We start from the raw sequence: 24658 nt of genomic DNA, 5'->3' as shown, positions 1-24658 counted from the left end.
GGGACCGGCGCGGGATCAGCGCGCGGGCGGCCACTCCGTCGGGAGCGGCAGCGCCTGCGGGGCGACCGTCCGCACGATCTCGGTGAGCACGCGCGAGACCTGCGTCTCCCCCACCCAGAGGTGCTTGGCGCCGTCCACCGCGATCAGCTCCGCCTCCGGCACGGACGCGAACCGCTCGCGGGCCTCGGCGGGGCGGAGGAAGTCGTCGTGCTCGGGCACGAGGATCACGAGGCGGCGAGGATCCCCGTGCCACGCGGCCACCTCGTCGGCCGTGGCCCGGTGCAGGGGCGGCGAGAGGAGGATCGCGCCCTCCACGGGGTGCGCCCGTCCGTGCTTCAGCGCGATCTCGGTGCCGAAGGACCAGCCGACGATCCACGGGGCCGGCAGGCCGCGCTCGGCGACGAGGTCCATGGCCGCCGCCAGGTCGTGGCGCTCGGCGTCGCCGCCGTCGAACGCACCCTCGCTCGTGCCCCGGGTGGACGTCGTGCCGCGGGTGTTGAAGCGGAGCACCGCGAGGCCGGCCATGGCGGGGAGACGGAGCGCCGCCTTGCGGAGGACGTGCGAGTCCATGAAGCCGCCGGCGGTGGGCAGCGGGTGCAGCGTCACGAGCGTCGCCACCGGATCCCGGTCGGCCGGCAGCGCGAGCTCCCCCACGAGCCGCAGCCCGTCAGCGGTGACGAGCTCCACGTCCTCGCGGCGCGCGGGAAGCTCCGTCGAGCTGGTGATCGTGCGGGGAGCGGCGTCCGTCATGAGACCTTCCAGCAGTGGGTGTGCCAGTGACGGCGGGCGGCGAGATCGCTCTGCTCGCCCATCATGCCGTCGGCGCGCCAGGCGACGACGTGCGCGTGGCCGGGTTCGATGTCGAGGGTGCAGCCGGGGCAGCGGTAGACCTTGAGGGCCCGGGCCGCCGAGACGGGCTGCACGTTCCAGACGCGGCCGCGCCGTGTCTCGGTGTGCTGCGATCCGCTGAGGAGGCGCGTGAGCACGTCCTCGTCCTCCTCCTCGCGCGCACGTCTCCCCCGGGGTCGATTGCTGCGCGGCATGATCCGATCCTAGGCCGCGTCGTGCGCGGGTCCGGTCAGCCGGCGTCCGCCTGGCGGCCGAGGCGCGCCTCCTCCTGGTCGAGCATGCGCTGCGCCCGGGCCAGCACGCGCGACGGGTGCTCGCCCGCGCGGCGCGCCTCGAGCAGGGCCGCGCGCTCGGCGTCGAGCACGTGCCGCCGGAGCATCAGGTACGCGGCGCGCGGGGTGAGCGGGGCGCCGTCGTCGGCCGCCATCGCCTCCGCGCGCTCCGTCACCCACTCGGCCTTCATGGCCGTGTCGCGGCGCACGCGCTCGAGGACCTCCTCGTCCACGTCCGTCCCGTCGGGCAGCTGCCGCACGCCCTCGTCGACGGCGCGGATCCCCGCGTCGGCCAGCTCGGAGACGAGCGCCGCGAGCTGCCGCTGGTCCTCGACCGCGTCGCTGCCGCGGATGCCGCTCAACCGGATCACCGCGGGGAGCGTCCCGCCGTTGACGAGCAGCGACGCGATCGCGACCGTGAAGGCGATGAGGACGAGCTGCGCGCGGTACGGCGTGTCCGACGGCAGCGACTGGGCGGCCGCGAGCGTGACCACGCCGCGCATGCCCGCCCAGCCCAGCACGAGCCCGCCGCGCCACCCGAGGCCCTGCGAGCGGAGGGCCTGCATGTCGGCCCGTCGCCGCCGGAGGATCCGCGCGGCGGTCCGCTCGCGCCGTGACGGCCGGTCGTCGCCGCGCTCCCGGCGGAGACGCTCCAGCCCGCGGCGCACCCGACGCGTGCGCGCCGCGACGTGCTCCTCGTGGCGGCGGAGCCCGAGGAGCAGCGGCACCAGGAACCCGAAGCGGATGAGCGTCAGCGCCACCAGCGTGAGGAAGCCGTAGGCCACCGCCGTGCCGACGCCCAGGTCGGCCTCGTGCACCTCGTCGATGATGTCGCGCAGCTCCAGCCCCATCAGGAGGAAGACGCCGTTCTCGAGCAGGAACAGCACGGTCCGCCAGTTCAGCCGCTCGTTGATGCGCGACTGCGCCGAGAGCGTCGACGCGCTCCGGTGGCCCGACCAGATGCCCGCCGCGACGACGGCCAGGACGCCGGATGCGCCGACCTCCTCCGCCGGGATGAACGCGACGAACGGGACGGCGAAGGAGATCGCGGTGTCGAGGACGGGGTCGTCGAGCCGGCGCCGCACCTCGGTCGTGACGAGGCCGACCGCGAGGCCGATCGCCAGGGCTCCCACCGCGGAGAGCACGAAGCCGCCCGCGGCCTGCCAGAGGTCGACGGAGGCGCCGACCGCCGCGATCGATGTGCGCAGCAGGACGAGCGCCGTCGCGTCGTTGACGAGGCCCTCGCCCTCCAGGACGGTGACGAGGCGCGGAGGCAGGCCGAGCCGGCGGGCGATGCTCGTGGCGGCCACGGCGTCGGGCGGGCTCACGACGGCGCCGAGCGCGAGGGCCCCCGCGAAGGACAGGTCGGGGAAGAGCGCGTAGAGGAGCAGCCCGATGCCGAAGGCGGACACGAGGACCAGCACCACCGAGAGGCTGATGATCGTGCGCAGGTTCCGGCGGAGGTCGACCAGAGGCACCGTCACCGCCGCCCCGTAGAGCAGCGGCGGGAGCACGCCCGCGAGGATCAGCTCGGGTGGCACCTCGACGGGCGGCACGCCCGGCAGGAACGAGACCCCCACGCCGACCAGGACCAGCACGAGCGGGGTGGCCACTCGGATGCGCCGCGCGAGGAGCGTGACGGCCACCAGGGTCGCGATCCCGGCGACGCCGAGAGCCGCGTAGTCCATGGTCCGAGGCTAGCCCGGCGGGGTGCGCGACGATGCACGCCGAGCACCCGTGGAAGCGGAGCGCGCGGTCAGTACCAGTTCTTCAGGACGCTGTGGGCCTTCGCGCCGCACGGGGAGCCGTAGCGCGACTCGATGTAGCCGAGGCCCCACGTGATCTGCGTCGCCGGGTTCGTCTGCCAGTCGGCGCCCGCGGACGCCATCTTGCTGCCCGGCAGGGCCTGCGGGATGCCGTAGGCGCCGCTCGGGTTGTAGGCGTTCACGCGCCAGCCGGACTCCTTCGTCCAGAGGTAGTCGAGGCACGCGTACTGGTCGTCGCCCATGCCCTGGGACGCGAGGATGCTGCGGGCGATGCCCTTCGCGCTGCCGGGGTCGGGGATGGCGATCGCCCCGCCTCCCCCTCCCGAGCCCGGCGACTTCGCGCTGGAGCCGGAGCCGGTGGACGGCGCGGGGGTCTCGACGGGCGGCGGCGGGGGCGGCGGGGCCGCGACGGACTCGAACCCGGGCTCGATCTCGACGGCCGTGTCGGCCGAGGTCACGGAGATGCTCTGGGCATCGGCACGCGCCAGCTGCGCGACGGTGGTCTGGTACTCCTGGTACTGCGGGTTCGCGACGGCGCCGGACGTGGGATCCACGACGTTGACCAGCATGAAGGCGGAAGCCGCACCGAACGCGATGATGGGCGCGGCCACCCGCGAGAACGCGGAGCGCCGTCGCGGGGCGGGCCTCGGCGCGGCGGTGAGCGGCTGGCGAGGAGCGAGGTCGTTCGTGTGTCTACCCATGGCTTCGGACGACTTTACCCAACCGTTACCCGGATGGCGACTCCCTGCCCGCATCGGGGGCGTCCTGTCAGCCGATGCGGATGGGGAGGACGCCTGGCGGACGTCAGCGGACGGCGTTCATGACGTCGACGACGGCGTCCAGCAGCAGGTCGACCTGCGCCTCCCGGTAGCCTCCGCGACGCGGGTGGAACGCCACCGTGCGGACGTCGTCCACGCTCATCGGCTTGGTCCCCCGGAAGTACTTCGCGATGCGGTCCGCGAACCGGTCGACCTCGCGGCGGTCGTATCCGGTCGTCAGGAATCCCGCCCGGTCGAAGCGCTCCCCCGTCGGCCGGCTGACCCGGTCCAGGATCTCCTGCGCCGCGCGACGCGCCTCGGCGTTCCAGGCGTCGGCGCCGACCCGGGCGACCGTGCGGTCGCGCTCCCGCACCGCGAACGCGTCCTCCAGCCGCTCGAGGACCCGGTCGACGGCCGCTGCCGAGTAGCCCCCGCGGCGCATGTCGAAGGACACCCGGCGGATCGTCTCCGAGGTCAGCGAGCGGTCGGCCTCGTCGTCGTAGCAGCGCCGCGCGTCGCGCAGGAAGGTGTCGACCTGGTCCGGGTCGTAGCCGCGCTCGCGGCGCCCGGCGGTCGGGAAGGTGGTGGTCATCCGGGACATCCTACGAGGAAGCGCCCGTGACGATGAGGAACAGCGCATAGGCGACGGCGGCGGACGGCAGCACGGAATCGAGGCGGTCGAGGAAGCCGCCGTGGCCCGGCAGCCAGGAGCTGATGTCCTTGACCCCGAGGTCGCGCTTGATGAGCGACTCGGCGAGGTCGCCGAGCGTCGCGGTCACGACGATCACGAGCCCGAGCACCACGCCGAACCACCACGCCTGCTGGATCATGAACAGCGAGAGCAGGATCCCCGCGAGGACCGCCGCGACGACCGCCCCGGCGAACCCCTCCCAGGTCTTCTTCGGGCTGATGGTGGGCGCCATGGGGTGCTTGCCGAAGTTGAGGCCCGCGACGTAGGCGCCCGTGTCGCTGCACACCACGAGGATGAGGAACGCGAGCGTCCACCACTCGCCCCCGTCGCCCGCGGTGAGCAGCACCGCGAAGGACCCGAGCAGCCCCACGTAGCCGAGCAGGAAGACGCTGGAGCCGATGTCGCCGACGACCGCCCGCACGGGAGTCCGCCGCGCGGGCACGGCCTGCTCGGCGACGCGCCAGAGCGCGACGAAGGCCATCGCCCCGAGGAGGCCCAGCCACTGCCCGTCGGGCCGTCCGAAGTAGGTGATCGGCATGAGCGCGACGACCGCGATGACCGAGCCCACGCGCGGCACGCGCCGGCCCGCCTGGCGCAGCGCCGTGGCGAGCTCGTATGCGGTGAAGGCGACGAGAGCGACCGCGATGAGCAGGAAGAGCTGCTTGACGACCACGAGGCTGACGAGGACCACCCCGCCGAGCAGGAGGCCGACGCTCACCGCGAAGAGGAGGTTGCGTCCCGTGCGGGCGTTGATGCGGTCGTTCGTCGCCTCGAGGGACGCGCGCGTGGCACGCACCTGCGCGGTGAGGTCGGCGCGCGTGGCCTGGACCTGCGCCTCGAACTCGGCGCGCGTCACGCGGCCGCGGCGCCTGCGGATCCGCGGTGCGCCGTCGGGGCCCGGAGCGGGCGGCACGACGGGCGCCCGCTCGGCGGGATCCTCGGGGCTGGCCACCTAGACCTCGAGGAGTTCGGTCTCTTTGCGCTTCAGCGCGTCGTCGACCTGGTCGGTGTGCGTCTTGGTGAGCGCCTCAAGCTCCTTCTCGGCGCGCGCGACCTCGTCGTCGCCGACCTCGCCCTTGAGCGCGTCCAGCGTGTCCTTGGAGCGGCGGCGGATGTTGCGCACGCTGACGCGCCCCTCCTCCGCCTTGCCGCGGACGATCTTGACGAACTCCTTGCGGCGGTCCTCGGTGAGCTCTGGCAGCGTGAGGCGCACCATCTCGCCGTCGTTGCCGACGGTGGCGCTGAGGTTCGGGACGTTGACGAGGGCCTTCTCGATCTCCTTGAGGGCCGTCTTGTCGTAGGGCGTGACGATGAGCGTGCGCGCCTCGGGGTTGTTCATGCTCGCCAGCTGGCCGAGCGGCGTGGGGCTGCCGTAGTACTCGACCATGACCTTCTGGAAGAGGGCCGGGTTCGCACGGCCCGTGCGCACGCTCCCGAAGTCCTCCTTCACCGCCTCGACGGCCTTGCCCATCCGGTCTCGGGCATCTGCGAGGACTTCTGCGACGGTCACGGGTTCTCCTTCGGTAGCGCGGGCACGAGGGGCGCCCGGTCGATCTTAACGCGGATGGGGAGGCGCTCCGCCCGCGACGCGGCCCGTCGGGGCCCGCGGCGGAGCGCCGGGTCGTCAGTTGGAGACGATGGTGCCGATGCGCTCGCCCCGGATCGCGCGGGTGACGTTGCCACCCGGCTCCATCCCGAAGACGACCATCTTCATGTCGTTGTCCATGCAGAGGCTGAAGGCGGTCGAGTCGACCACCTTGAGGCCGCGCTGCAGGGCGTCCTGGTAGGTGACGGTGTCGAGGAGCGTGGCGGTCGAGTCGGTGCGGGGATCGCCCGTGTAGACGCCGTCGACGCCGTTCTTCGCGACGAGGACCTCGGTGGCCGAGATCTCGAGGGCGCGCTGCGCGGCCACGGTGTCGGTCGAGAAGTAGGGCAGTCCGGCGCCCGCGCCGAAGATGACGATGCGGCCCTTCTCGAGGTGGCGCACGGCGCGACGCGGGATGTAGGGCTCGGCGACCTGGGTCATCGAGATGGCGGACTGGACGCGGGTGGCGGCGCCGGCCTGCTCGAGGAAGTCCTGCAGGGCGAGCGCGTTCATCACCGTGCCGAGCATGCCCATGTAGTCGGCGCGGCCGCGGTCCATGCCGCGCTGCGACAGCTGCGCGCCCCGGAAGAAGTTGCCGCCGCCGACCACGATGGCGACCTCGACGGTCTTCGCGGCCTCCGCGATCTCCCGGGCGAGCGCGCTGACGACGTCCGGGTCCACGCCCATCTGGCCGCCGCCGAACGACTCCCCGGAGAGCTTGAGGAGGACACGGCGGGTGGTGGTCTGATCGGTCATTGGTGTTCCCGTCCTCGCGTTCCGGTCGCCGGATCCGGCCCCGGTCCAATCTACTGTGACGCCCGGCAGGGTCGGCGGCGCCTCGCGGCCGACGGCTCCGGACATGGAGAAGGGAGCCCGGGTCGCATGCGACCCGGGCTCCCCGTGGTGGTGCTAGGCGCCGACCTTGAAGCGGGCGAAGCCCGTGACCGTGAGGCCGGCGGCCTCGACGACCTTCTTCACGGACTGCTTGTTGTCCTTCGCGTAGTCCTGCTCGAGGAGCGCGACCTGCTTGAAGTAGCCGGTGAGGCGACCCTCGATGATCTTCGGCAGGGCGGCCTCGGGCTTGCCCTCGTTGCGCGAGATCTCGGTGACGATCGCGCGCTCGGCCTCGACCTTGTCCGCCGGGACGTCCTCGCGGGCGAGGTACTCCGGGTTGGCGAACGCGATGTGCTGGGCGATGCTGCGGGCCGTCTCGGCATCCGTGCCCGTGTAGTCGACGACGACGCCGACCTGGGGCGGGAGGTCCTTCGACGTGCGGTGGAGGTAGACCTCCTGGTGCTCGCCGTCGAGGCGGGCCACGCGACGCAGGGCGATCTTCTCGCCGAGGATGGCGGCCTGGTCGCTGATCAGCTGGTCGACGGTCTGCTCGCCGGCGGGGGCCTGGAGGGCCTCCTCGACGGTGGACGCGCCGGCCGCGACGACCGCGGCGAGGACGGACTCGGACAGCGCGATGAACTTGTCGTTCTTGGCGACGAAGTCGGTCTCGCACGCGAGCTCGATGAGGGTGGCGGCGCCGTCCTTGTCGCCGGCGGCGACGAGGCCCTCGGCGGTGGAGCGGTCGCCGCGCTTGGCGTTGCCCTTCTGGCCCTTGAGACGCAGGATCTCGATGGCCTTCTCGATGTCGCCGTCAGCCTCGACCAGCGCGTTCTTGCTGTCCATCATGCCGGCGCCGAGGCGGTCGCGCAGCTCCTTGACGTCAGCGGCAGTGAAGTTCGCCATGCTCATGGACTCCTTCTGTAGGTGATGATCCGGGGGTCTCCCGGAGGTGAGTGCCCGACGGGCGGACGCGGTTCCCCGCGCCCGCCCGTCGGGATGGTGCAGATGCTGTGACTACTCGGAGACCGTGGCCGTCGTGGCGGGCGCTGCCTCGGACTCGGTCGCCTCGGCCTCGATCTTCGCCTCGGTGGCGTCGTCGGACTCGGGGGCGTGCACGGGGGCGGGGACCTCGTCCTCGGACTTCGCCTCGTTCTTGGCGGAGACCTCGGCGTCGACGTCGTTCTCCTCGACGGGCAGCGCGGCCTTGGCGGCGTCGCCCTGCTCCAGCAGCTCGCGCTCCCAGTCGGCCATCGGCTCGACGGGCGCGGAGCCCTCGGCGTCGGGCTTCTGGTGGCGCTGGATGAGGCCCTCGGCGGCGGCGTCGGCGATGATGCGCGTCAGCAGCGCGACGGAGCGGATCGCATCGTCGTTGCCCGGGATCGGGTACTGGACCTCGTCCGGGTCGCAGTTGGTGTCGAGGATGCCGATGACGGGGATGCCGAGCTTGCGCGCCTCGTCGATCGCGAGGTGCTCCTTCTTGGTGTCCACGACCCACATCGCCGACGGCGTCTTGGTCAGGTTCCGGATGCCGCCGAGGCTCTTCTCCAGCTTGTCGCGCTCGCGACGCTGGATGAGCAGCTCCTTCTTGGTGAAGCCGCGCGTCGTGTCGTCGAAGTCGACGAGGTCGAGCTCCTTGAGGCGGTTCAGGCGCTTGTGCACGGTCTGGAAGTTGGTCAGCAGACCGCCCAGCCAGCGCTGGTTCACGTAGGGCTGGCCGACGCGCTGCGCCTGCTCGGCGATGGACTCCTGCGCCTGCTTCTTGGTGCCGACGAAGAGGATGGTGCCGCCGTGGGCGACCGTCTCCTTGACGAAGTCGTAGGCCTTGTCGATGAGGGCCAGCGACTGCTGCAGGTCGATGATGTAGATGCCGGAGCGCTCGGTGAAGATGAAGCGCTTCATCTTCGGGTTCCAGCGCGTCTTCGGGTGACCGAAGTGGACGCCGCAGTCGAGCAGCTGGCGGATGGTGACGACGGCCATGGCCGTACTCCTGTTCCGGCGCGCGCTCTCGCTGCGCGCCTCGTCGGTTCGCTCGGCGGTCGGGACGACCGCTGATCCTGGTGCCCGGCGCGCATCCGCTCCCGTCGGCGACATGGTTCATCGCCGGGAGGAGACCGAGTGGATGCGGAGGCCTGATGGGCACGCGTAGTCACCCGACCTGGATCGGGTGCTGCTCGATGGTACCACCCGCCGGGCGACCGGCAGGGCGACGCGGCGGATCAGGAGCGCGCGGCGTCCTTGCGCTTCTTGGGCTTGTCGACGAACAGGGTCTCGGCCTCCTCGAGCGACATGCCGTTGGTCTCCGGGATCTTCATGAGCACGAAGACGAACGAGAGGGCGGCGAACGCGGCGTACATGCCGTAGGTGAAGGGCAGCGAGAAGGCGGACAGCGCCGGGAAGGAGACGGTGATGGCGAAGTTCGCGATCCACTGGGCCATGGCGGCGACGCCGAGGGCCTTGGCGCGGATCCGGTTCGGGAAGATCTCGCCGAGGAGGACCCAGACCAGCGGACCCCACGACGCGCCGAAGCCGATGACGAAGACGTTGGCGGCGATGATCGCGATGACGCCGAACGGCTGCGGCAGCGACACCTCGCCGTCCTGGGTGAACGACTGGCTGAAGCAGACGGCCATCACCGCGAGGGACACGGCCATGGCGAGCGAGCCGGACAGGAGGATGGGGCGGCGGCCGATGCGGTCGACGAGCGCGATGGCGATGAAGGTGACGGCCACGTTGGTCACGGCCGTGATGACCGAGGTCGTCAGCGACTGCGACTCGTCGAAGCCGACGGCCTGCCACAGGGTCGTGGAGTAGTAGAAGATCACGTTGATGCCGACGAACTGCTGGAACACCGACAGGATGATGCCGATCCAGACGATGCCCTGGAGGCCGAGCTTGTTGCCGCGGAGGGTGCCGGTGCGCTTGGCGACGCGGTCCTCCTCGATCTGGCGCTCGAGGTCGCGGCTGGCGCGGTCGATGTCCTCCTGCTTCCAGACGCTCGCGAGGATCTCCTGCGCCTCCTCCTTGCGGCCCTTCTCGACGAGGTAGCGGGGGGACTCGGGCAGGCGCCAGGCCAGGAAGCCGTAGATCACGGCGGGGACGGCGCACACGAGGAGCATCCAGCGCCAGGCCTCGAGACCGAGCCAGAACTCCTCCGACGCACCGCCCGCGGCACCGGCGAAGACGGCGTCCGAGAGCAGGGCGGTGAAGATGCCGAGCGTGATCGCGAGCTGCTGCAGCGACGCGAGGCGGCCGCGGAGGAGCTTGGGCGAGATCTCGGCGATGTAGGCGGGTGCCACCACCGACGCGATGCCGATGCCGAGTCCGCCGACGATGCGCCAGATGGTGAGGTCCCAGACGCTGAACGCGTATCCGGAGCCGAAGGCGCTGATGAAGAAGAAGCCGGCGCCGATGATCATGGTCCAGCGGCGGCCGATGCGGTCGGCGATGCGGCCCGCCAGGTAGGCGCCCAGCGCGCAGCCGAGCAGCGCGCTCGCGACCGCGAAGCCGATGAGCGTCTCGCTGAGCTCGAACCTGCCCTGGATGGCGGAGACCGCGCCGTTGATGACGGAGGAGTCGAACCCGAACAGGAAGCCCCCCACCGCGGCCGAGACGGCCAGGCCTATCGCGCGTCGCTGGAGCTTCTTGTCATCCCGGGGGGTCGTCGTCTCGTTCACAACGGACCACTCTGCCACTTCTCCGGCGGGGTGGGAGCGTGGCTCGGATCCGGCGTCGCAGGGGGCATCATGCGGCCGACCGGCGCACGGGACGGGTCCGCCGGAGAGGGAGGGGCGCATGCGCGGCGGGGATGCACGGCGGAGGGCATGCGCGACCGCGCTGGCGATCGGGCTCCTGGCCGGGACGGGCGCGCCGGGGCTGCCGGAGCCGTCCGCGGCGGAGACGTCGCCCACCGGGACCGCGACCCCCGCGACGCCGCGCTGGGCGTGGCCGGTGGATCCGCCGCACACCGTCACGCGGCCGTTCGAGGCGCCGGCCACCCCCTACGGTCCCGGCCACCGCGGCATCGACATCGCCGTCGAGCCGGGGGCGGAGGTGCGCGCTCCCGCGGACGGGACGGTGTCCTTCGCCGGTGCGGTCGTCGACCGGCCCGTCGTGAGCGTGCAGCACGCCGACGGGTTCGTCTCCTCGGTGGAGCCCGTCGTCCCGCTGGTCGCGGCCGGCGACCACGTCGTCGCCGGACAGGTCATCGGCACCCTCGCCGCGGAGCCGCGGCACGAGCCGGACGGCGGGCTGCACCTCGGCGCGCGGCTCCACGGCGCCTACGTGGATCCGGCGCTGCTGCTCGCCGCCCTGAGGCACGCCGTGCTGCTGCCGCTGGATCCGTGACCCTCGACCATGTCACCCGATGCCATCCGCCGCGGATCCCGTCGGGGATCGCGCCGTCGTCGCCGCCTCCGAGGATCAGGCCCGCGGGTGCGCGCCCTCGTAGCTGCGGCGGAGCCGCTCGATCGAGACGTGCGTGTAGATCTGGGTCGTGCCGAGGCTCGCGTGGCCGAGCATCTCCTGCACGGTGCGGAGGTCGGCTCCCCCGTCGAGCAGGTGCGTCGCCGCCGTGTGCCGGAGGGCGTGGGGTCCCTGCGGCCCCGACCCGGGGATGTCCGCGAGCAGGGACGCCACGAGGCCGTAGACCGCGCGCGCCCCGAGCCGCCCGCCGCGCCCGCCGAGGAACAGGGCCGATCCGGTCCGCGGGGAGACGAGCCGCGGCCGGCCGCGTGAGAGGTAGGCGTCGATGGCCTCGGCCGCGGGGACGCCGAACGGCACGACGCGCTCGCGGTCGCCCTTGCCGATCACGCGCACCGTGAGCCGGGACGCGTCGACGTCGGCGATCTCCAGGCCCGTGAGCTCGGACACGCGGAGGGCGGACGCGTAGAGCAGCTCGATGACGGCGAGGTCCCGGAGCGCTGCGGGGTCGTCGTCCGCCGCGCGTGCGGTGAGGTCCGCCAGGAGCCCGGACATCTGCTCGCGGGCGAGCACACGCGGGAGGTGTGAGCCTGCGCGGGGTGCCTTCAGCCGGACGGCGGGGTCGGCCGGGACGCGCCCGGTGCGCAGCAGCCACGCCCCGAACCCCCGCACGGCGGCCGACCGCCGCGCGAGCGTCGCAGGAGACAACCGCGCCTGGGATCCCCGCCACAGCCAGTCGCGCAGCACCTCGAGGTCGAGGTCCGTGCACGACGTGACGCCCTGCCGGGCGGCGTGCGCGGCGAGGTCGCGCAGGTCGGAGGAGTACGCCCGGACGGTGTGGGACGCGCTGCCCCGCTCCCGCTCCAGGGATGTCCCGAACTCGGCGATGTCGACATCGAGGGCGGTGGCGACCCGGGCCTCGCGCGAGGACCGCGGGCGCGCGGGTGCGGTGCGCGCAGATGACTCCATCCCCGAAGGCTACGGCCAGGGGCAGGGTGCGGGCGAGGCGCAGCGGGTCCGCGGGCGCGAGCGGCGGAGTCGCGCGGCCCGACGCGATCGATCCCCGTCCCCGTCCCCGCCCTCCCGCGCGGTCCGGCCCCATCTGGTCCTCCAGCACGCATCCGGGCCGCCCTCCCCGCCCCGGCCGGCGTGGGGATATGCCGTGACACCCGCGGCCGACCGGTCGTCACCGCGTTGCCGGACGCGGGCTGGTCGTCACCGCGACGCCGGCCGCCGCACCCAGCCGCCGTCCGGCCGGGCCACCTCCCCCTCCAGCTCGAGCATGCCCAGCACGGACGAGGTCTCCGCCATGCTGAGGCCCGCTCGTGCCGCGACGTCCGCGGTGTCGCGTCCGCGGCGGACGGCGAGGGCGTCGAGCACGCGGACGACCCGCGGATCCCCCCTGTCCTCCGTGGAACGCGCATCCGCGCGATCCGGACCGGGACCGCTCGGCGTGGCCGGGAGCCGGGGATCCGGCGCGTGAGCCTGCGCTCCGCCTGCGCTCCATCCCGGCAGGAGGTCCATGACGTCGTCGGCGGAGGTGATGCAGACCGCGGCGGACTCGCGGAGGAGGCGGTGGCAACCCGACGACGACGCGCTGGTGACCGGCCCGGGGACGGCGCCGAGCGGACGCTCCAGCGCCACCGCGTGATTGGCGGTGTTCAGCGAGCCGCTCCTCGCACCCGCCTCGACCACGACGGTGGCCGCGCTGACCGCCGCGATGAGCCGGTTGCGGAGGAGGAACCGCCATCGGGTCGGTGACGCCCCGCAGGGAAGCTCGGAGACCACCGCCCCGTCCCGTCGCATCCGGGCGAACAGCTCCGTGTGGCCGGGCGGGTACAGGCGGTCGACCCCGCCGGCCAGGAACGCGACCGTCCGACCCGAGGACCCGACCGCGGCGCGGTGCGCGGCGCCGTCGATGCCGTAGGCGCCGCCGGAGACGACCGCCACACCGCGGTCGACGAGGCCGGCGGCCAGCTCCGCGGTGACGTGCTCGCCGTACCCCGTGGCCGCGCGCGCTCCCACGATGGCCACGGACCTCGGCAGCGCGGCCAGCGCTGCCGGAGCGCCGGTGCACCAGAGCACGAGCGGCGCGTGCGGCCCCAGGTCGTCCGCGCCGACGGGCCAGTGCGGATCACCCGGAACCAGGACGCGGGCGCCCACCGCGCGCGCGGCGTGCAGCCGCGCCAGCGCCTCCGTTCGAACGACGCGGGGCCGCCAGCGCTGCAGCGCCCCGTCGATCTCGCCGAGGAGCGCGGCGCGACCGTCCTCCTGCAGGTCGAGGCCGGCCTCGAGCATCGCCCCCACGACGGCATCGGCGGTGAAGCCGTCGACCACGGCGGCGAGAGCGGCGCCCGCGCCGAGCACGCCGATCACCGCGCCGGCGACGCGGTCGCCCGGCTCGGCGATGCCGGACCAGGTGCAGCGCGCTGCCACATCCACGCCGTCCTCGTCGTCCATCTCCTCCCCCGAGCCTCCGGGTCGGGGTCGGAGCGCGGCGACCAGCTCGTCCATGTCGCGCGCCGGCAGGCCGAGGCGGGCGACGGCGCGCGCACGTGCCGCGCCCGGTCCGGCGACGCCGCCGTCGCCGGCGGCCATCACGACGCGCCTCGCAGCAGGAGCGCCCGACCCAGGTGGTCCGCATCCGGGCTCGACGCCCCGTCCAGGTCCGCCAGCGTCCATCCGATCCGGAGGACGCGGTCGTAGCCGCGCATGGTGAGGAGCCCGCGGTCCAGCGCCCGGTCGAGAGCCGCCGTCGCGCCCCGGGCGACGCGCGCCTCGCGCCGCAACCAGGTGCCGGAGACGTGGGCGTTGGTGCGCCACGGCGTCGCGGCCCATCGCTCCGCGGCGGCCGCACGGGCGGCGGCGACCCGCTCACGGGCCAGCGCGGTCGTGACGCGCGGCGCGTCACCCGCGGCCAGGTGCACGGCCGTCGTGACCCTGCGGACGCCGAGCCGGATGTCCATGCGGTCCATGAGCGGTCCGGAGAGTCGCGCCAGGTATCGTCGGCGCGCCTGGGGCGGGCAGGAGCAGTCGGAGCCCGCGACGCCGTACGAACCGCACGGGCACGGATTGGCGGCCATCACGAGCTGGAAGCGTCCCGGGAAGTGCGCGACCCCGTTGGCGCGGTGGATGCTGATGACGCCCGACTCCAGCGGCTGGCGGAGGCAGTCCAGCACGGCACCCGCGAACTCCGGCGCCTCGTCGAGGAAGAGGACTCCCCCGCTGGCGCGCACGGCCGCGCCCGGACGGATCCGGCCGCTGCCTCCACCGACGATGCCGGCGGCGCTCGCGGTGTGGTGCGGCGCCTCCAGGGGCGGTCGCACGGGCAGCTCGGGCCCCAGCCTCTCACCGCACAGCGAGCGGATGCAGCCGACCTCCAGCGCCGCCTCCTCGTCGAGGTCGGGCAGCAGGCCGGGGAGCCGCTGCGCGAGCATGGTCTTCCCCGCGCCGGGCGGCCCGAGCAGGAACATGTGGTGCCCGCCCGCCGCCGCGATCACGAGCGCCTCCACGGCCTCCTCGTTGCCCACGACGTCGCCCAGGCAGGGCTCCGCGGGCTCCGGACCCCCCAGCAGCCGCGTCGACGCGGCTCCCGTGACGGCGACCGGTGGCCTGTCGTCCTCCTCCGGCTCGAGCTCCGCACCGTGATGGATCGCCGCGTCCCGGAGCCCCGCCACGGCGATCACGCGCATGTCCGGCACGAGGGACGCCTCGTCCGCATGGCAGCGCGGCACCATGACCCGGCGCACTCCGGCACGACGTGCCGCGAGCACCGCGGGCAGGATGCCGTGCGTCGGCCGCAGCCTCCCGTCGAGACCCAGCTCGCCGAGGTGGACCGTTCCCGCCACCGACTCGGCCGACACCGACCCTCCCGCGGCGAGCACCGCCAGGGCGATCGCGAGGTCGAAGCCGGACCCGTGCTTCGGCAGGACGGCGGGCGAGAGGTTGACGGTGACACGGCGGACCGGGAACTCGCATCCCGCGTTGCCCGTGGCCGCTCGGACCCGCTCGCGTGCCTGGCTGAGCGCGGCATCCGGCAGCCCGATGAGCACGAAGCCGGGGAGCTGGCTCGTGATGTCCGCCTCCACGTCGACGAGCGCCCCGTCGAGGCCGGAGAGGGCGACGGCCAGAGTACGGCCGACCGCCATCAGCAGGCGCTCCGCACGACCTCGACCGACGGCTGCCCGCCTCGCGGCCACACCACGCCGACGACATCGATCCGCACGGGACCGCGGCGCTCCGGGTGGGCCTCGCACCAGAGGCCCGCGAGGGTCCGCAGCCGCGCGGCCTTCGCGCGCGTGACCGCCTCGAGCGGATGCCCGTAGCCGAGCCCCGCCCGGGTCTTGACCTCCACGAGGACGGTCGTCCCCGCGTGCGTCATCACGAGGTCGATCTCGCCCTCGCGGCACCGCCAGTTGCGCTCGACGAGCGCGTAGCCGCGCCCGATCAGATGTCGCGCGGCGAGCTCCTCGCCGCGTCGTCCCAGGTCCTGCTCGCGTGTCATGCGCACCTCCACGAGGAGGATGCGCGACGGCGTCCGCATGGGCGTGCCCGCAGCACCAGGCCGTGGGGTGGGCTCCGACCGGCTGCCTGGGGAGGGATCCGGGAGGAGCCCTACTCGTCGATGGCGAGCTCCTTGGGGAGCTCGAACTCCTTCGCCGACAGCTCTTCGACGTTCACGTCCTTGAAGGTGAGGACCCGGACGGACTTCACGAACCGGTCGGAGCGGTAGACGTCCCAGACCCACACGTCGGTCATGCTCAGCTCGAAGTAGAAGTCGTGCTCCGTGTCGCGCCGCACGAGCTCGACCTCGTTGGCGAGGTAGAAGCGCCGCTCGGTCTCGACCACGTACTTGAACTGGGACACGATGTCCCGGTACTCCCGGTAGAGCGCCAGCTCCACCTCGCGGTCGTAGTCCTCGAACTCGTCGTCATCCATGGTCCGTCGATCCTAACCGCCCCCGTGACCGCCGCCGTCCGGGCGGCGCCGTCCGGGCGGCGCCGTCCGCACGGCACCGTCGTCCGACGGTGCCGCCCTCGAGGTGGGCCTCAGGCGACGGGAGCGGCCAGCACGCCGCCCAGCCACGTGCGCCGATGGATCCGCGACGCCCCGCTGGCCCGGATCGCGTCGAGGTGGGCTCGGCTCCCGTAGCCCTTGTTCCCCGCCCAGCCGTACTCGGGCGACTCCTCGTGCCAGGCGACCATGAGGCGGTCCCGGTGCACCTTCGCCAGCACGGACGCCGCCGCCACCGAGGCGCAGTCGCGGTCCGCCTTGACGCGCAGCCGCACCGGCACCGGATGCGCGAGCGCGGGGGTGAGCCAGTCGTGCGATCCGTCGAGGAGCACGACGCTGTCGAGGAGCGGCACGCCGAGGTGGTGGAGCTCGACGAGCGCGCGTCGCCCGGCGAGGCCGAGGCACGCCGTGATCCCGAGGGCATCCACCTCCTCGGCGGAGGCCATGCCGACCGCGGAGTGGCGCACCCACTCGGACACCCGGGGGTGCAGGGCCTCGCGGCGCTTCTCGCTCAGCATCTTCGAGTCGCGCAGCCCCGCCGGGAACGCGCCGGCATCGAGGCCGAGCGCCGCCATGCCCACCGCGACCGGCCCGGCGAGGGCGCCGCGGCCCACCTCGTCGCAGCCGATCACCAGCACCGCACCCGCCCCGAGGAGCTCGTGCTCGAGCTCGAGGGTCGGGTCAGCGACCGGCATCAGCCCGCGGGAGCGGCTTCGGGCACGTCGCCGAACGTCTCGGGGTGGTCGCTGAGGATCGACCAGCGGTCGATGGGCCAGGTGATCACGAATGCGCGACCGACGACGTGGTCGATCGGCACGAAGCCCTTGGTCGGACCGTCCTGGTTGTAGCGCGAGTCGGCGGAGTTGCCGCGGTTGTCGCCCATGACCCAGAGCGAGTCGGCGGGGACCGTGACATCGAAGTCGTCGTCCGAAGCCCTCGCGTCTCCGGGTACGAGCTTCAGGTAGGGCTCGTCCAGCGGGACGTCGTTGACGCTCATCTGCCCGAGCGAGTTGCAGCACACGACGTGGTCCCCCGGCAGCCCGATGAGGCGCTTGATGAGGTGGTCGTTGCTGTCCGACGCGGAAAGCCCGACGGTGGTGAGCGCCCAGTCGACGGCGGCCGCGATCGGGGGCTTGTCGACCTGGGGGGACGGGAGGAGCCAGCCGCCCGGATCGCGGAACACGACGACGTCCCCGCGCTCGAGCGGCATGAGGCGCGGCGTGAGCTGGTTCACGACGATGCGGTCGTTGATCTGCAGCGTGTCCTCCATGGAGGACGACGGGATGTAGAACGACCGGATCAGGAACGCCTTGATCAGGATCGAGACGAGCAGGGCGACCACGAAGATGACGAGGACGTCCCGGAGGAACGTCTTCCATCCGCGCGACGCGCTGCCGCTGTGCTTGCCCGAGGATCTCGTCTCCACGGGCGCCGTGCTGTCTGTCATTTAACCGCCTGAGCTCCCGGCAAGCATATGCGCCGGGAGCTCAGTGGGATGACAGGTGGGGATGCGCTAGGAGCGCTTCTCCTTGATCTTCGCCTTCTTGCCGCGCAGGTCGCGCAGGAAGTACAGCTTGGCGCGGCGCACGTCGCCGCGCGTCACGACCTCGATGTGGTCGATGACCGGGGAGTGCACCGGGAAGGTGCGCTCGACGCCGACCTGGAAGCTGACCTTGCGGACGCAGAACGTCTCGCGGACGCCCTCGCCCTGACGGCCGATGACGATGCCCTGGAACACCTGGATGCGCGAGCGGCTGCCCTCGACGATGTTGACGTGGACCTTGACCGTGTCGCCGGCGCGGAAGTCGGGGATGTCCGACCGCAGCGACGCCTTGTCGACGGAATCGAGGATGTGCATGGTGTACCGCTCTCTGCAACCGCCACGGGTCGACTGCGCATCAAGTTCTGGAAGGGGAACGGCCCGCATGGATGGCCGACTCCCCCGTGGCAGGGTCGGCGGCAGGCACGATCGCCCATTCTGTCACCTCGGGCGCGTCGAGCGCAAAGCGCCGGGAGCGCGGATCAGTCCAGCCGGATGGTGCGCCCGGCGTCGGGGCCCTCGGCGGCCTTCCACTCGGGCGGGCGCGGCTGGGCGTCCCGCTCGATGACGGCCATGACCTCCTCCATGCGCTGCCGTGCCTCCGTCACCAGCTGCCGGACGGCCAGCGCGACGAGCGCGACGGCCGCGATCGCCGCCACCACGGCGCACCAGGTGCTGACGACGGAGTAGGTGCCCGTCCCGATCACGGCGAGGGTCAGGATGCCCATCGCGACGGCGTCCGTCGGGGACACGGCGCGCGCGGTGCGGACGGAGCGGCGCGCCAGCAGGAGGCCGAGGGCGGCGAGCAGCGCGATCCCCAGGGCGACCGCCGCGGGCATCACGAGCAGGAGCTCCCATCCCCCCGAGCCGAAGGCCGCCCAGCCCACGAGGAGCCAGGCGGGGAGGACGGCGACCGCGGCGAACTGCCAGCGATAGAGCACGCGACGGAGACCGAGGGCCGGGGACTGCTGCATGGGCTCATGCTACGAGCGGATCCTGGACGCCCCGACAGGCCCGGGGCCCGGCTCCCGTAGGATCCTTCGCGTGATGGAACTGCGAACGCCCGCCGAGATGGACCAGATGCGACCCGCCGGGGAGTTCGTGGCCTCCGTGCTCACCGCCCTCGCCGCGCAGGCCGATGTGGGGGTCAACCTGCTCGACCTCGACCGGGAGGCGCACCGCATGATCCGCGCGCGCGGCGCCGAGTCCTGCTACATCGACTACCACCCGTCCTTCGGCGCGATGCCGTTCGGCAAGGTCCTCTGCACCTCCGTCAACGACGGCGTGCTGCACGGGCTCCCCCACGACTACCGGCTGCAGGACGGCGACCTCCTGAGCCTCGACTTCGCGGTGTCCGTCGACGGCTGGGTCAGCGACTCGGCCGTCAGCGTCATCGTCGGCACGCCCCGCGAGGAGGACGTCCGCCTCATCGAGGTCACGACCGCGGCGCTCGAGGCGGGGATCCGGGCCGCGCAGCCCGGCGGCCGCACGGGCGACATCTCGGCCGCCATCGGCGCCGTCGCGACGGAGGCCGGCTACTCGGTCAACACCGACTTCGGCGGCCACGGCGTCGGCCGCACCATGCACGGGGATCCCCACATCCCGAACCAGGGCCGGCCGAACCGCGGAGTCCCCCTGCGTCCCGGCCTCGTCGTCGCGATCGAGCCGTGGTTCCTGCAGAGCACCGACGAGATCTACACGGACAAGGACGGCTGGACGCTCCGCAGCGCCGACGGCTCGCGCGGCGCGCACATGGAGCACACCGTGGCGATCACGGAGTCCGGCCCGCTGATCCTCACCGCTCGCTCCTGACGACGGCGCCGGCCGGGCCCCGCCGACCTAGTCCGGAAGGAGGTCCGGGCGGACGCGACGCGTGCGCTCGAGCTGCTGCTCGCGACGCCAGGCCGCGATCGCCCCGTGGTTGCCGCTGCGGAGCACGTCGGGCACGACCAGGCCGCGCCACTCGGGCGGCTTCGTGTAGCTGGGGTGCTCGAGCAGGCCGTCGGAGTGGCTCTCCTCGACGAGGCTCGCGGGGTTGCCGACGACACCGGGCACGAGCCGGCCGATGGCCTCGATCATCGCCATGACCGCCACCTCGCCGCCGTTCAGCACGTAGTCGCCGAGGCTCACGAGCCGGACCCGTGCCCGGGTCGCGGTGTGGTCGACGACGCGCTGGTCGATGCCCTCGTAGCGGCCGCAGCCGAACGCGAGGTGACGCTCCGCGGAGAGCTCCCGCGCCATGGCCTGCGTGAAGACCTCGCCGGCGGGCGAGGGGAAGATCACGACGGGGTCGGTGTCGTCCGACAGGACCTCGTCCATGGCCTCGCCCCAGGGCTCCGGGCGCATGACCATGCCGGCTCCGCCGCCGTAGGGGGTGTCGTCCACGGTGCGGTGGCGGTCGTGCGTGAAGGCGCGCAGGTCGTGCACGCGGAGGTCGATGAGGCCGGACTGCCGTGCGCGGCCGAGGAGGGAGATGTCGAGCACCCCGAAGAACTCCGGGAAGATCGAGACGATGTCGATCCGCATGTCAGCGGGCGTCGTCGCCCTCGGGGGCGGCGTCGGCGTCGGGCGCAGCGTCCGTGGCGGCCGCCTGCGGCTTCTCGTCGGGGATCTCCTCGAAGAGGCCGAGGGGCGGGGTGACGACGAGCGTGCCGGCCTCCACGTCGACCGACGGGACGATGGCCTGCACGAAGGGCACGAGGACGGTGCCCGTCGGGGTGTCCACGTGCAGCAGGTCCTGCGCCGGGAAGTGATCCACGAGCGAGACGGTGCCCACCTCGACGCCGTCGCGGAGGACCTTGAGCCCCACCAGCTGGTGGTCGTACCAGGCGTCGGGCTCGTCCGGCTCGTCGGCGGGCGGCGTCATCCAGAGGATGGCCTTGGCCAGCGACTCGGCGGCCGTGCGGTCGGCGACGCCCTCGAAGAAGCCGACGGGGTGGCTGTTGTACCAGCGGAGCTCGGTGAGCGTGAGGGTCCGCCCGTGCCACGGCGACGTGTCGGGGACCTGGAGCGAGAACTCGGCTCCGGGGACGAAGCGCTTGTCGGGGTCGTCCGTGAACAGCTCGAGCTTCACGGCGCCCTTGAGCCCGTGCGCCTTGGTGAGCCGGCCCACGCGGAACGCCGCGGGGTCCCGGACGATGTCCTCAGGAATCGGTGTCCACCACATCGACGCGGACGCGCTGGCCGTCGGCGAGAGCCGAGACGAGCGTCCGGAGGGCCTTCGCGGTGCGACCCGCTCGGCCGATGACCCGGCCGAGGTCCTCGGGGTGCACGCGCACCTCGAGGACCTCGCCACGGGGGGATCCCTTGCTCGTCACGGAGACGTCGTCCGGGTGCTCGACGATGCCCTTGACCAGATGAGCGAGCGCGGGAGCGAGCATGGGCTAGGCCTGCTCCTCGGTCGACTCGGCCTCGGGCGCGGCGGCCTCGGGCGCGGGTGCGGCCTTCTCGGTCTTGGGCTTGAGGACCGGCTTCTTCTTCTCGTCCGCGACGTAGGCGGGCTTCGCCTCGCGGGTGCGGACGGTGGAGACGGCGTCCTTGTCGCCCTTGAAGCGACCCCAGTCGCCCGTGAGCTTGAGGAGGGCCTCGACCTGCTCGGTGGGCTGGGCGCCCACGGAGAGCCAGTACTGCGCCCGGTCCGACTGGACCTCGATGAACGAGGGCTCCTCGGTGGGGTGGTACTTGCCGATCTCCTCGATGACGCGGCCGTCGCGCTTGGTGCGCGAGTCGGCGACGACGATGCGGTAGTACGGCGCGCGGATCTTGCCCAGGCGCTTCAGACGGATCTTGACAGCCACAATTCTCCTGAATTTCTTTTGTGTGGGGTGAACTGACGGCCGTGAGCGTGGGGGCACACTCGGCATTGGTTCGATGGGGTCTCGCGGCGCCTGATTAGAGGGTCGGACGTTCGCGGACTCGACAGATCATTATGGCAGACGCCGGGCTCGGCCGGGACCCCGCCTCCCGGCGCGCCGCACGGCGTCGTGCCCCGGCCGCGACGGGACCCGCGTGGCATGATCGGACGACACCCGGCGCATGCGCCCCGAGACCCCGTGGACGGCAGGACCCGCATGCAGATCGACTTCGCCCAGCAGCCCCCGTCCCGCGTCGGGATCGAGTGGGAGCTGGCCTGCGTCGACCGCGGTTCCGGCGAGCTCGCCGGAGCCGCGCCCGAGATCCTCCGCTCCTTCCCGCACGACGACGCGCACCCGCACGTGACCGGGGAGTTCCTCACCAACACCGTCGAGGTCGTCAGCGCTCCGCATGCGCGGGTCGAGGACGCCGTGGACGACCTCGCGCGGCTGATCGAGCGCGTGGTGGGCGTCGCGGATCCGCTCGGCATCGACCTCATGTGCGCGGGCACGCACCCCTTCAGCGCGTGGCCCGACCAGGACGTCACGCCCGACAACGAGCGCTACGCGACCCTGCTCGACCGCACCAGGTGGTGGGGGCGGCAGATGATGATCTGGGGCGTGCACGTGCACGTCGGCATCGACGACGCGTCGAAGGCGCTCCCGATCCTCAACGCGCTCCTCGTGCACCTCCCCCGCTTCCAGGCGCTCAGCGCGTCGAGCCCGTACTGGTCCGGGCAGGAGACGGGCTACGCGTCCAACAGGGCGCTGATGTTCCAGCAGCTCCCGACCGCGGGGCTGCCGCCGGACCTCACCACCTGGGCCGACTACGAGCGGCTCGTCGGCGACATGACGCACGTCGGCGTCATCGACCACCACAGCGAGCTGCGCTGGGACATCCGGCCGGCGCCCAAGTGGGGCACGCTCGAGACGCGCGTGTTCGACGGGGTCTCGACGCTCGGGGAGATCGCGTCGCTCGCGGCGCTCGTGCAGTGCCTCGTCCACGACATGTCCGCCTCGCTCGACCGCGGCGAGGAGCTGCCGCGCATGCAGCCGTGGTTCGTGCGCGAGAACAAGTGGCGGGCGGCCCGGTACGGCATGGACGCGATCATCATCCAGGACGCCGCGGGCGAGGAGGCCCTCGTCGGCGACGACACCCGGGCGCTCGTGGAGCGCCTCTCCCCCACCGCGGACGCGCTCGGCTGCGCGGCGGAGCTGCGCGGGATCCTCGACATCGTCGACCGCGGCGCGAGCTACCAGCGCCAGCTGCGGGTCGCCGAGGAGAACGACGGCGCGCTCGCCCCCGTCGTGACGCACCTCGTCCAGGAGCTCCGCTCAGGATTGGGACGGTGACCCGGGGCAGACTGTCCAGGTGAGCCCCGCCGTCGACATCGTCATCCTCGTCGTCGCCGTGCTCGCGGCCCTCGCCGGCTGGCGCCGCGGGGCCATTGTGACCGTCGCCGGGCTCGCCGGCATCGTGCTCGGCGTGGCCCTGGCGCTCGCGATCACGCCCGCCTTCCTGGCGCTGCTCGACCAGTTCGGCGTGGCCGACGGGTTGCAGCGCACGATCGCCGCCGCTCTGCTCATGCTCGTCACCACGTCGCTGGTGAGCGGGATCCTCGCCCAGATCGCGAGCGTCCTCACGCGCCTCCTCCGTCCCCGCGGCGCGGCGCGCGGGCTCGACCGCGGGATCGGCGCCGTCGCGGGGCTCGCGGCGTGGGCCGTCTCCGTCTGGTTCATCGGCGGGTTCCTCGGCTCCAGCGGCGTGATCCCCGCGGTGCAGCTCGCGTCGTCGTCGCGCATCGTCCAGGCGCTCGACCGGGTGAGCCCGATTTCCAGCGGCACCGCGCTCTCCGCGCTCGACGAGGCCCTCCACGACGTCGGATACCCGCGGGTCTTCGCGAACGGCGAGGAGTCGATCGCGGACACGGCCGCGCCCGACGCCGACGTGCCCGAGGCGGTGCGCCGGTCGTCCGCCAGCGTGGTGAAGATCCTCTCGTCGGCGCGGTCCTGCGGCACCTCGTCCTCCGGGAGCGGCTGGGTCGTGCAGGGCGACCGCGTCGTCACGAACGCGCACGTGGTCACGGGATCGGACGAGGTCTACGTGCAGCAGGGCGGCACCGGCGACCTGCTGCCGGCGGAGCTGGTGGTGTTCGACCCGGCCCGCGACGTCGCCGTCCTCGCCGTGCCCGGCCTCACCGCGGCTCCGCTCGCGCTCGGCGACGAGCTCGCCGCATCCGACGAGGCCGTCGTCGCCGGCTATCCGGGCGGCGGACCGTTCCAGGCGACGGGAGCCCGCATCCGCGAGGTGGTCCAGGCCCTCGGCACGGACATCCAGCACGAGCAGCCCGTGACGCGCGAGGTCTACTCCGTGCGCGGCACGGTCCGCCCCGGGGACTCCGGCGGCGCCCTGTTCGACCAGCAGGGGCGCGTCGTCGGGCTCGTGTTCGCGACCTCGACCGTGGACTCCCAGACGGGCTACGCCATGACGCTCGACGAGATCGCGCCCGTCCTGCAGCAGGCGGGGGCCACGACCCCGGTCGACTCCGGGCGCTGCGCGGTCTGAGCCGCGCGACCGCACGGACCGCCGTGTCGATCCGCGAGCTGACGGCTGCGGGCTGCGGGCCGTGGATCACTCGGCGGCGAGCACCGAGAGCACGTTGCCGGCGGGGTCGCGGAACCACGCGATGTCCGGTCCGTGCCCGCGCATGATGCCGTCGGCGTCCACGGGCATGCCGTCGAAGCGGGCCGTCGCGACGCCCCTGCGGCCCAGCTCGTCGACCGCAGCCTCCACGTCGCCCACCGCCAGGTTGAGCACCGTGTACTCGGCGGGCACGTGATCCGGTCTCGGGTACACGAGGACGCGCGCGCCCGATCCGGGGAGCACGAGGCGCAGCATGCCCATCTCCGGCATCTCCTCGACCTCGAGGCCGAGGGTGTCGCGGTAGAAGACGAGGGCGGCGGGGACGTCGTCCACGCTGAAGCCGCTGAAGGCGGTGACGGGTGCGAACACGGGGAGCTCCTGATGCGCGGGACCGCGACCGGGCGCCGCGATGCTGCCCCCACGCTGGCACGCGGGG

At 73.0% G+C, this 24658-nt stretch carries 29 protein-coding genes; 4 read left to right on the top strand and 25 right to left on the bottom strand.

What is annotated here, in order from left to right; translation table 11 throughout:
- Positions 1 to 15: 15 nt before the first annotated feature.
- The 11 genes from BFL37_RS08495 to BFL37_RS08445 all read right to left on the bottom strand — a co-directional run bounded on the left by BFL37_RS08495 (position 16) and on the right by BFL37_RS08445 (position 10429).
- Positions 16 to 750, bottom strand: a complete 735-nt coding sequence (locus tag BFL37_RS08495; protein WP_086514693.1) for an alpha/beta hydrolase — start codon at positions 748 to 750, stop codon at positions 16 to 18.
- Positions 747 to 1043 (bottom strand): hypothetical protein, encoded by a 297-nt coding sequence (locus BFL37_RS08490; RefSeq protein WP_086514692.1) that lies wholly within the window; start codon positions 1041 to 1043, stop codon positions 747 to 749. The genes BFL37_RS08495 and BFL37_RS08490 overlap by 4 nt, the downstream gene beginning before the upstream one ends.
- A gap of 35 nt (positions 1044 to 1078) precedes the next feature.
- On the bottom strand, positions 1079 to 2809 hold the full coding sequence (locus BFL37_RS08485) for a cation:proton antiporter (RefSeq protein WP_086514691.1): 1731 nt from the start codon (positions 2807 to 2809) through the stop codon (positions 1079 to 1081).
- 68 nt (positions 2810 to 2877) lie between these two features.
- Positions 2878 to 3588: a hypothetical protein gene (locus BFL37_RS08480; RefSeq protein ID WP_086514690.1), complete on the bottom strand. Its 711-nt coding sequence runs from the start codon at positions 3586 to 3588 to the stop codon at positions 2878 to 2880.
- 103 nt (positions 3589 to 3691) lie between these two features.
- A complete protein-coding gene (locus BFL37_RS08475; protein WP_086514689.1) occupies positions 3692 to 4237 on the bottom strand; it encodes a DivIVA domain-containing protein in 546 nt (181 codons plus the stop codon).
- A 10-nt stretch (positions 4238 to 4247) separates the two neighbouring features.
- Positions 4248 to 5288: a phosphatidate cytidylyltransferase gene (locus BFL37_RS08470; protein ID WP_086514688.1), complete on the bottom strand. Its 1041-nt coding sequence runs from the start codon at positions 5286 to 5288 to the stop codon at positions 4248 to 4250.
- Positions 5289 to 5807: a ribosome recycling factor gene (gene frr / locus BFL37_RS08465; RefSeq protein WP_241533935.1), complete on the bottom strand. Its 519-nt coding sequence runs from the start codon at positions 5805 to 5807 to the stop codon at positions 5289 to 5291. It lies immediately after the preceding gene.
- A 153-nt stretch (positions 5808 to 5960) separates the two neighbouring features.
- Positions 5961 to 6677 carry a UMP kinase gene (gene pyrH, locus BFL37_RS08460; RefSeq protein ID WP_012298201.1) on the bottom strand — a complete coding sequence of 239 codons (717 nt, stop codon included), beginning with the start codon at positions 6675 to 6677 and terminating at the stop codon, positions 5961 to 5963.
- A 153-nt stretch (positions 6678 to 6830) separates the two neighbouring features.
- Positions 6831 to 7658, bottom strand: coding sequence for a translation elongation factor Ts (tsf, locus tag BFL37_RS08455; protein ID WP_086514686.1), 828 nt, complete (start codon positions 7656 to 7658; stop codon positions 6831 to 6833).
- A 111-nt stretch (positions 7659 to 7769) separates the two neighbouring features.
- On the bottom strand, positions 7770 to 8732 hold the full coding sequence (gene rpsB / locus BFL37_RS08450) for a 30S ribosomal protein S2 (RefSeq protein WP_086514685.1): 963 nt from the start codon (positions 8730 to 8732) through the stop codon (positions 7770 to 7772).
- Positions 8733 to 8971: 239 nt separating this feature from the next.
- Entirely contained in the window at positions 8972 to 10429 is a 1458-nt protein-coding gene (locus BFL37_RS08445) for a sugar porter family MFS transporter (RefSeq protein ID WP_086514684.1), read from the bottom strand.
- A gap of 118 nt (positions 10430 to 10547) precedes the next feature.
- Between BFL37_RS08445 and BFL37_RS08440 the strand changes: the two genes are divergently transcribed.
- Positions 10548 to 11099, top strand: a complete 552-nt coding sequence (locus BFL37_RS08440; RefSeq protein ID WP_086514683.1) for a murein hydrolase activator EnvC family protein — start codon at positions 10548 to 10550, stop codon at positions 11097 to 11099.
- Positions 11100 to 11174: 75 nt separating this feature from the next.
- Here BFL37_RS08440 and BFL37_RS08435 read toward each other — a convergent pair whose 3' ends face one another.
- From BFL37_RS08435 to BFL37_RS08395, 9 genes are all read right to left on the bottom strand, one after another.
- Positions 11175 to 12143 carry a tyrosine-type recombinase/integrase gene (locus tag BFL37_RS08435; protein WP_086514682.1) on the bottom strand — a complete coding sequence of 323 codons (969 nt, stop codon included), beginning with the start codon at positions 12141 to 12143 and terminating at the stop codon, positions 11175 to 11177.
- 246 nt (positions 12144 to 12389) lie between these two features.
- Entirely contained in the window at positions 12390 to 13772 is a 1383-nt protein-coding gene (gene dprA, locus BFL37_RS08430) for a DNA-processing protein DprA (protein ID WP_241533919.1), read from the bottom strand.
- Positions 13772 to 15322 carry a YifB family Mg chelatase-like AAA ATPase gene (locus tag BFL37_RS08425; RefSeq protein WP_086514681.1) on the bottom strand — a complete coding sequence of 517 codons (1551 nt, stop codon included), beginning with the start codon at positions 15320 to 15322 and terminating at the stop codon, positions 13772 to 13774. The genes dprA and BFL37_RS08425 overlap by 1 nt, the downstream gene beginning before the upstream one ends.
- The gene (locus BFL37_RS08420) at positions 15322 to 15678 is read right to left on the bottom strand and encodes a YraN family protein (protein WP_086514854.1); all 357 of its coding nucleotides are present in this window, start codon (positions 15676 to 15678) and stop codon (positions 15322 to 15324) included. Before BFL37_RS08420 ends, BFL37_RS08425 begins: the two co-directional genes overlap by 1 nt.
- Before the next feature lie 110 nt (positions 15679 to 15788).
- On the bottom strand, positions 15789 to 16112 hold the full coding sequence (locus tag BFL37_RS08415) for a DUF2469 family protein (protein WP_012298192.1): 324 nt from the start codon (positions 16110 to 16112) through the stop codon (positions 15789 to 15791).
- A gap of 110 nt (positions 16113 to 16222) precedes the next feature.
- On the bottom strand, positions 16223 to 16882 hold the full coding sequence (locus BFL37_RS08410) for a ribonuclease HII (protein WP_086514680.1): 660 nt from the start codon (positions 16880 to 16882) through the stop codon (positions 16223 to 16225).
- Positions 16882 to 17634, bottom strand: coding sequence for a signal peptidase I (lepB, locus tag BFL37_RS08405; protein WP_086514679.1), 753 nt, complete (start codon positions 17632 to 17634; stop codon positions 16882 to 16884). Before lepB ends, BFL37_RS08410 begins: the two co-directional genes overlap by 1 nt.
- 66 nt (positions 17635 to 17700) lie before the next feature.
- Positions 17701 to 18045, bottom strand: coding sequence for a 50S ribosomal protein L19 (gene rplS / locus BFL37_RS08400; protein WP_012298189.1), 345 nt, complete (start codon positions 18043 to 18045; stop codon positions 17701 to 17703).
- Between the two features lie 164 nt (positions 18046 to 18209).
- On the bottom strand, positions 18210 to 18701 hold the full coding sequence (locus BFL37_RS08395; protein WP_086514678.1) for a hypothetical protein: 492 nt from the start codon (positions 18699 to 18701) through the stop codon (positions 18210 to 18212).
- 70 nt (positions 18702 to 18771) lie between these two features.
- Here BFL37_RS08395 and map point away from each other — a divergent pair, with 70 nt between their 5' ends.
- Positions 18772 to 19539 carry a type I methionyl aminopeptidase gene (map, locus tag BFL37_RS08390; protein WP_086514677.1) on the top strand — a complete coding sequence of 256 codons (768 nt, stop codon included), beginning with the start codon at positions 18772 to 18774 and terminating at the stop codon, positions 19537 to 19539.
- A gap of 27 nt (positions 19540 to 19566) precedes the next feature.
- Here the strand turns inward: map and trmD are convergent, their stop codons facing one another.
- From trmD to rpsP, 4 genes are read right to left on the bottom strand one after another with little or no spacing between them, the layout of a single operon-like run.
- Positions 19567 to 20253: a tRNA (guanosine(37)-N1)-methyltransferase TrmD gene (trmD, locus tag BFL37_RS08385; protein WP_086514676.1), complete on the bottom strand. Its 687-nt coding sequence runs from the start codon at positions 20251 to 20253 to the stop codon at positions 19567 to 19569.
- Between the two features lies 1 nt (position 20254).
- The gene (gene rimM, locus BFL37_RS08380) at positions 20255 to 20893 is read right to left on the bottom strand and encodes a ribosome maturation factor RimM (RefSeq protein ID WP_086514675.1); all 639 of its coding nucleotides are present in this window, start codon (positions 20891 to 20893) and stop codon (positions 20255 to 20257) included.
- Positions 20871 to 21107: an RNA-binding protein gene (locus tag BFL37_RS08375; protein ID WP_012038054.1), complete on the bottom strand. Its 237-nt coding sequence runs from the start codon at positions 21105 to 21107 to the stop codon at positions 20871 to 20873. The genes rimM and BFL37_RS08375 overlap by 23 nt, the downstream gene beginning before the upstream one ends.
- 3 nt (positions 21108 to 21110) lie before the next feature.
- Positions 21111 to 21524 (bottom strand): 30S ribosomal protein S16, encoded by a 414-nt coding sequence (rpsP, locus tag BFL37_RS08370; protein WP_086514674.1) that lies wholly within the window; start codon positions 21522 to 21524, stop codon positions 21111 to 21113.
- Between the two features lie 273 nt (positions 21525 to 21797).
- Here rpsP and BFL37_RS08365 point away from each other — a divergent pair, with 273 nt between their 5' ends.
- Positions 21798 to 22931 (top strand): glutamate--cysteine ligase, encoded by a 1134-nt coding sequence (locus tag BFL37_RS08365; RefSeq protein WP_172403773.1) that lies wholly within the window; start codon positions 21798 to 21800, stop codon positions 22929 to 22931.
- Positions 22932 to 22950: 19 nt separating this feature from the next.
- Positions 22951 to 24144, top strand: coding sequence for a MarP family serine protease (locus BFL37_RS08360; protein WP_086514672.1), 1194 nt, complete (start codon positions 22951 to 22953; stop codon positions 24142 to 24144).
- A 66-nt stretch (positions 24145 to 24210) separates the two neighbouring features.
- On the opposite strand, the gene BFL37_RS08355 is transcribed toward BFL37_RS08360, so the two are convergent.
- Entirely contained in the window at positions 24211 to 24591 is a 381-nt protein-coding gene (locus tag BFL37_RS08355; protein WP_086514671.1) for a VOC family protein, read from the bottom strand.
- Positions 24592 to 24658 lie beyond the last annotated feature (67 nt).

The sequence above is a fragment of the Clavibacter michiganensis genome (assembly GCF_002151125.1).
GTDB lineage: Bacteria > Actinomycetota > Actinomycetes > Actinomycetales > Microbacteriaceae > Clavibacter > Clavibacter michiganensis_C.
This window is presented reverse-complemented; position numbering and strand designations above follow the sequence as displayed.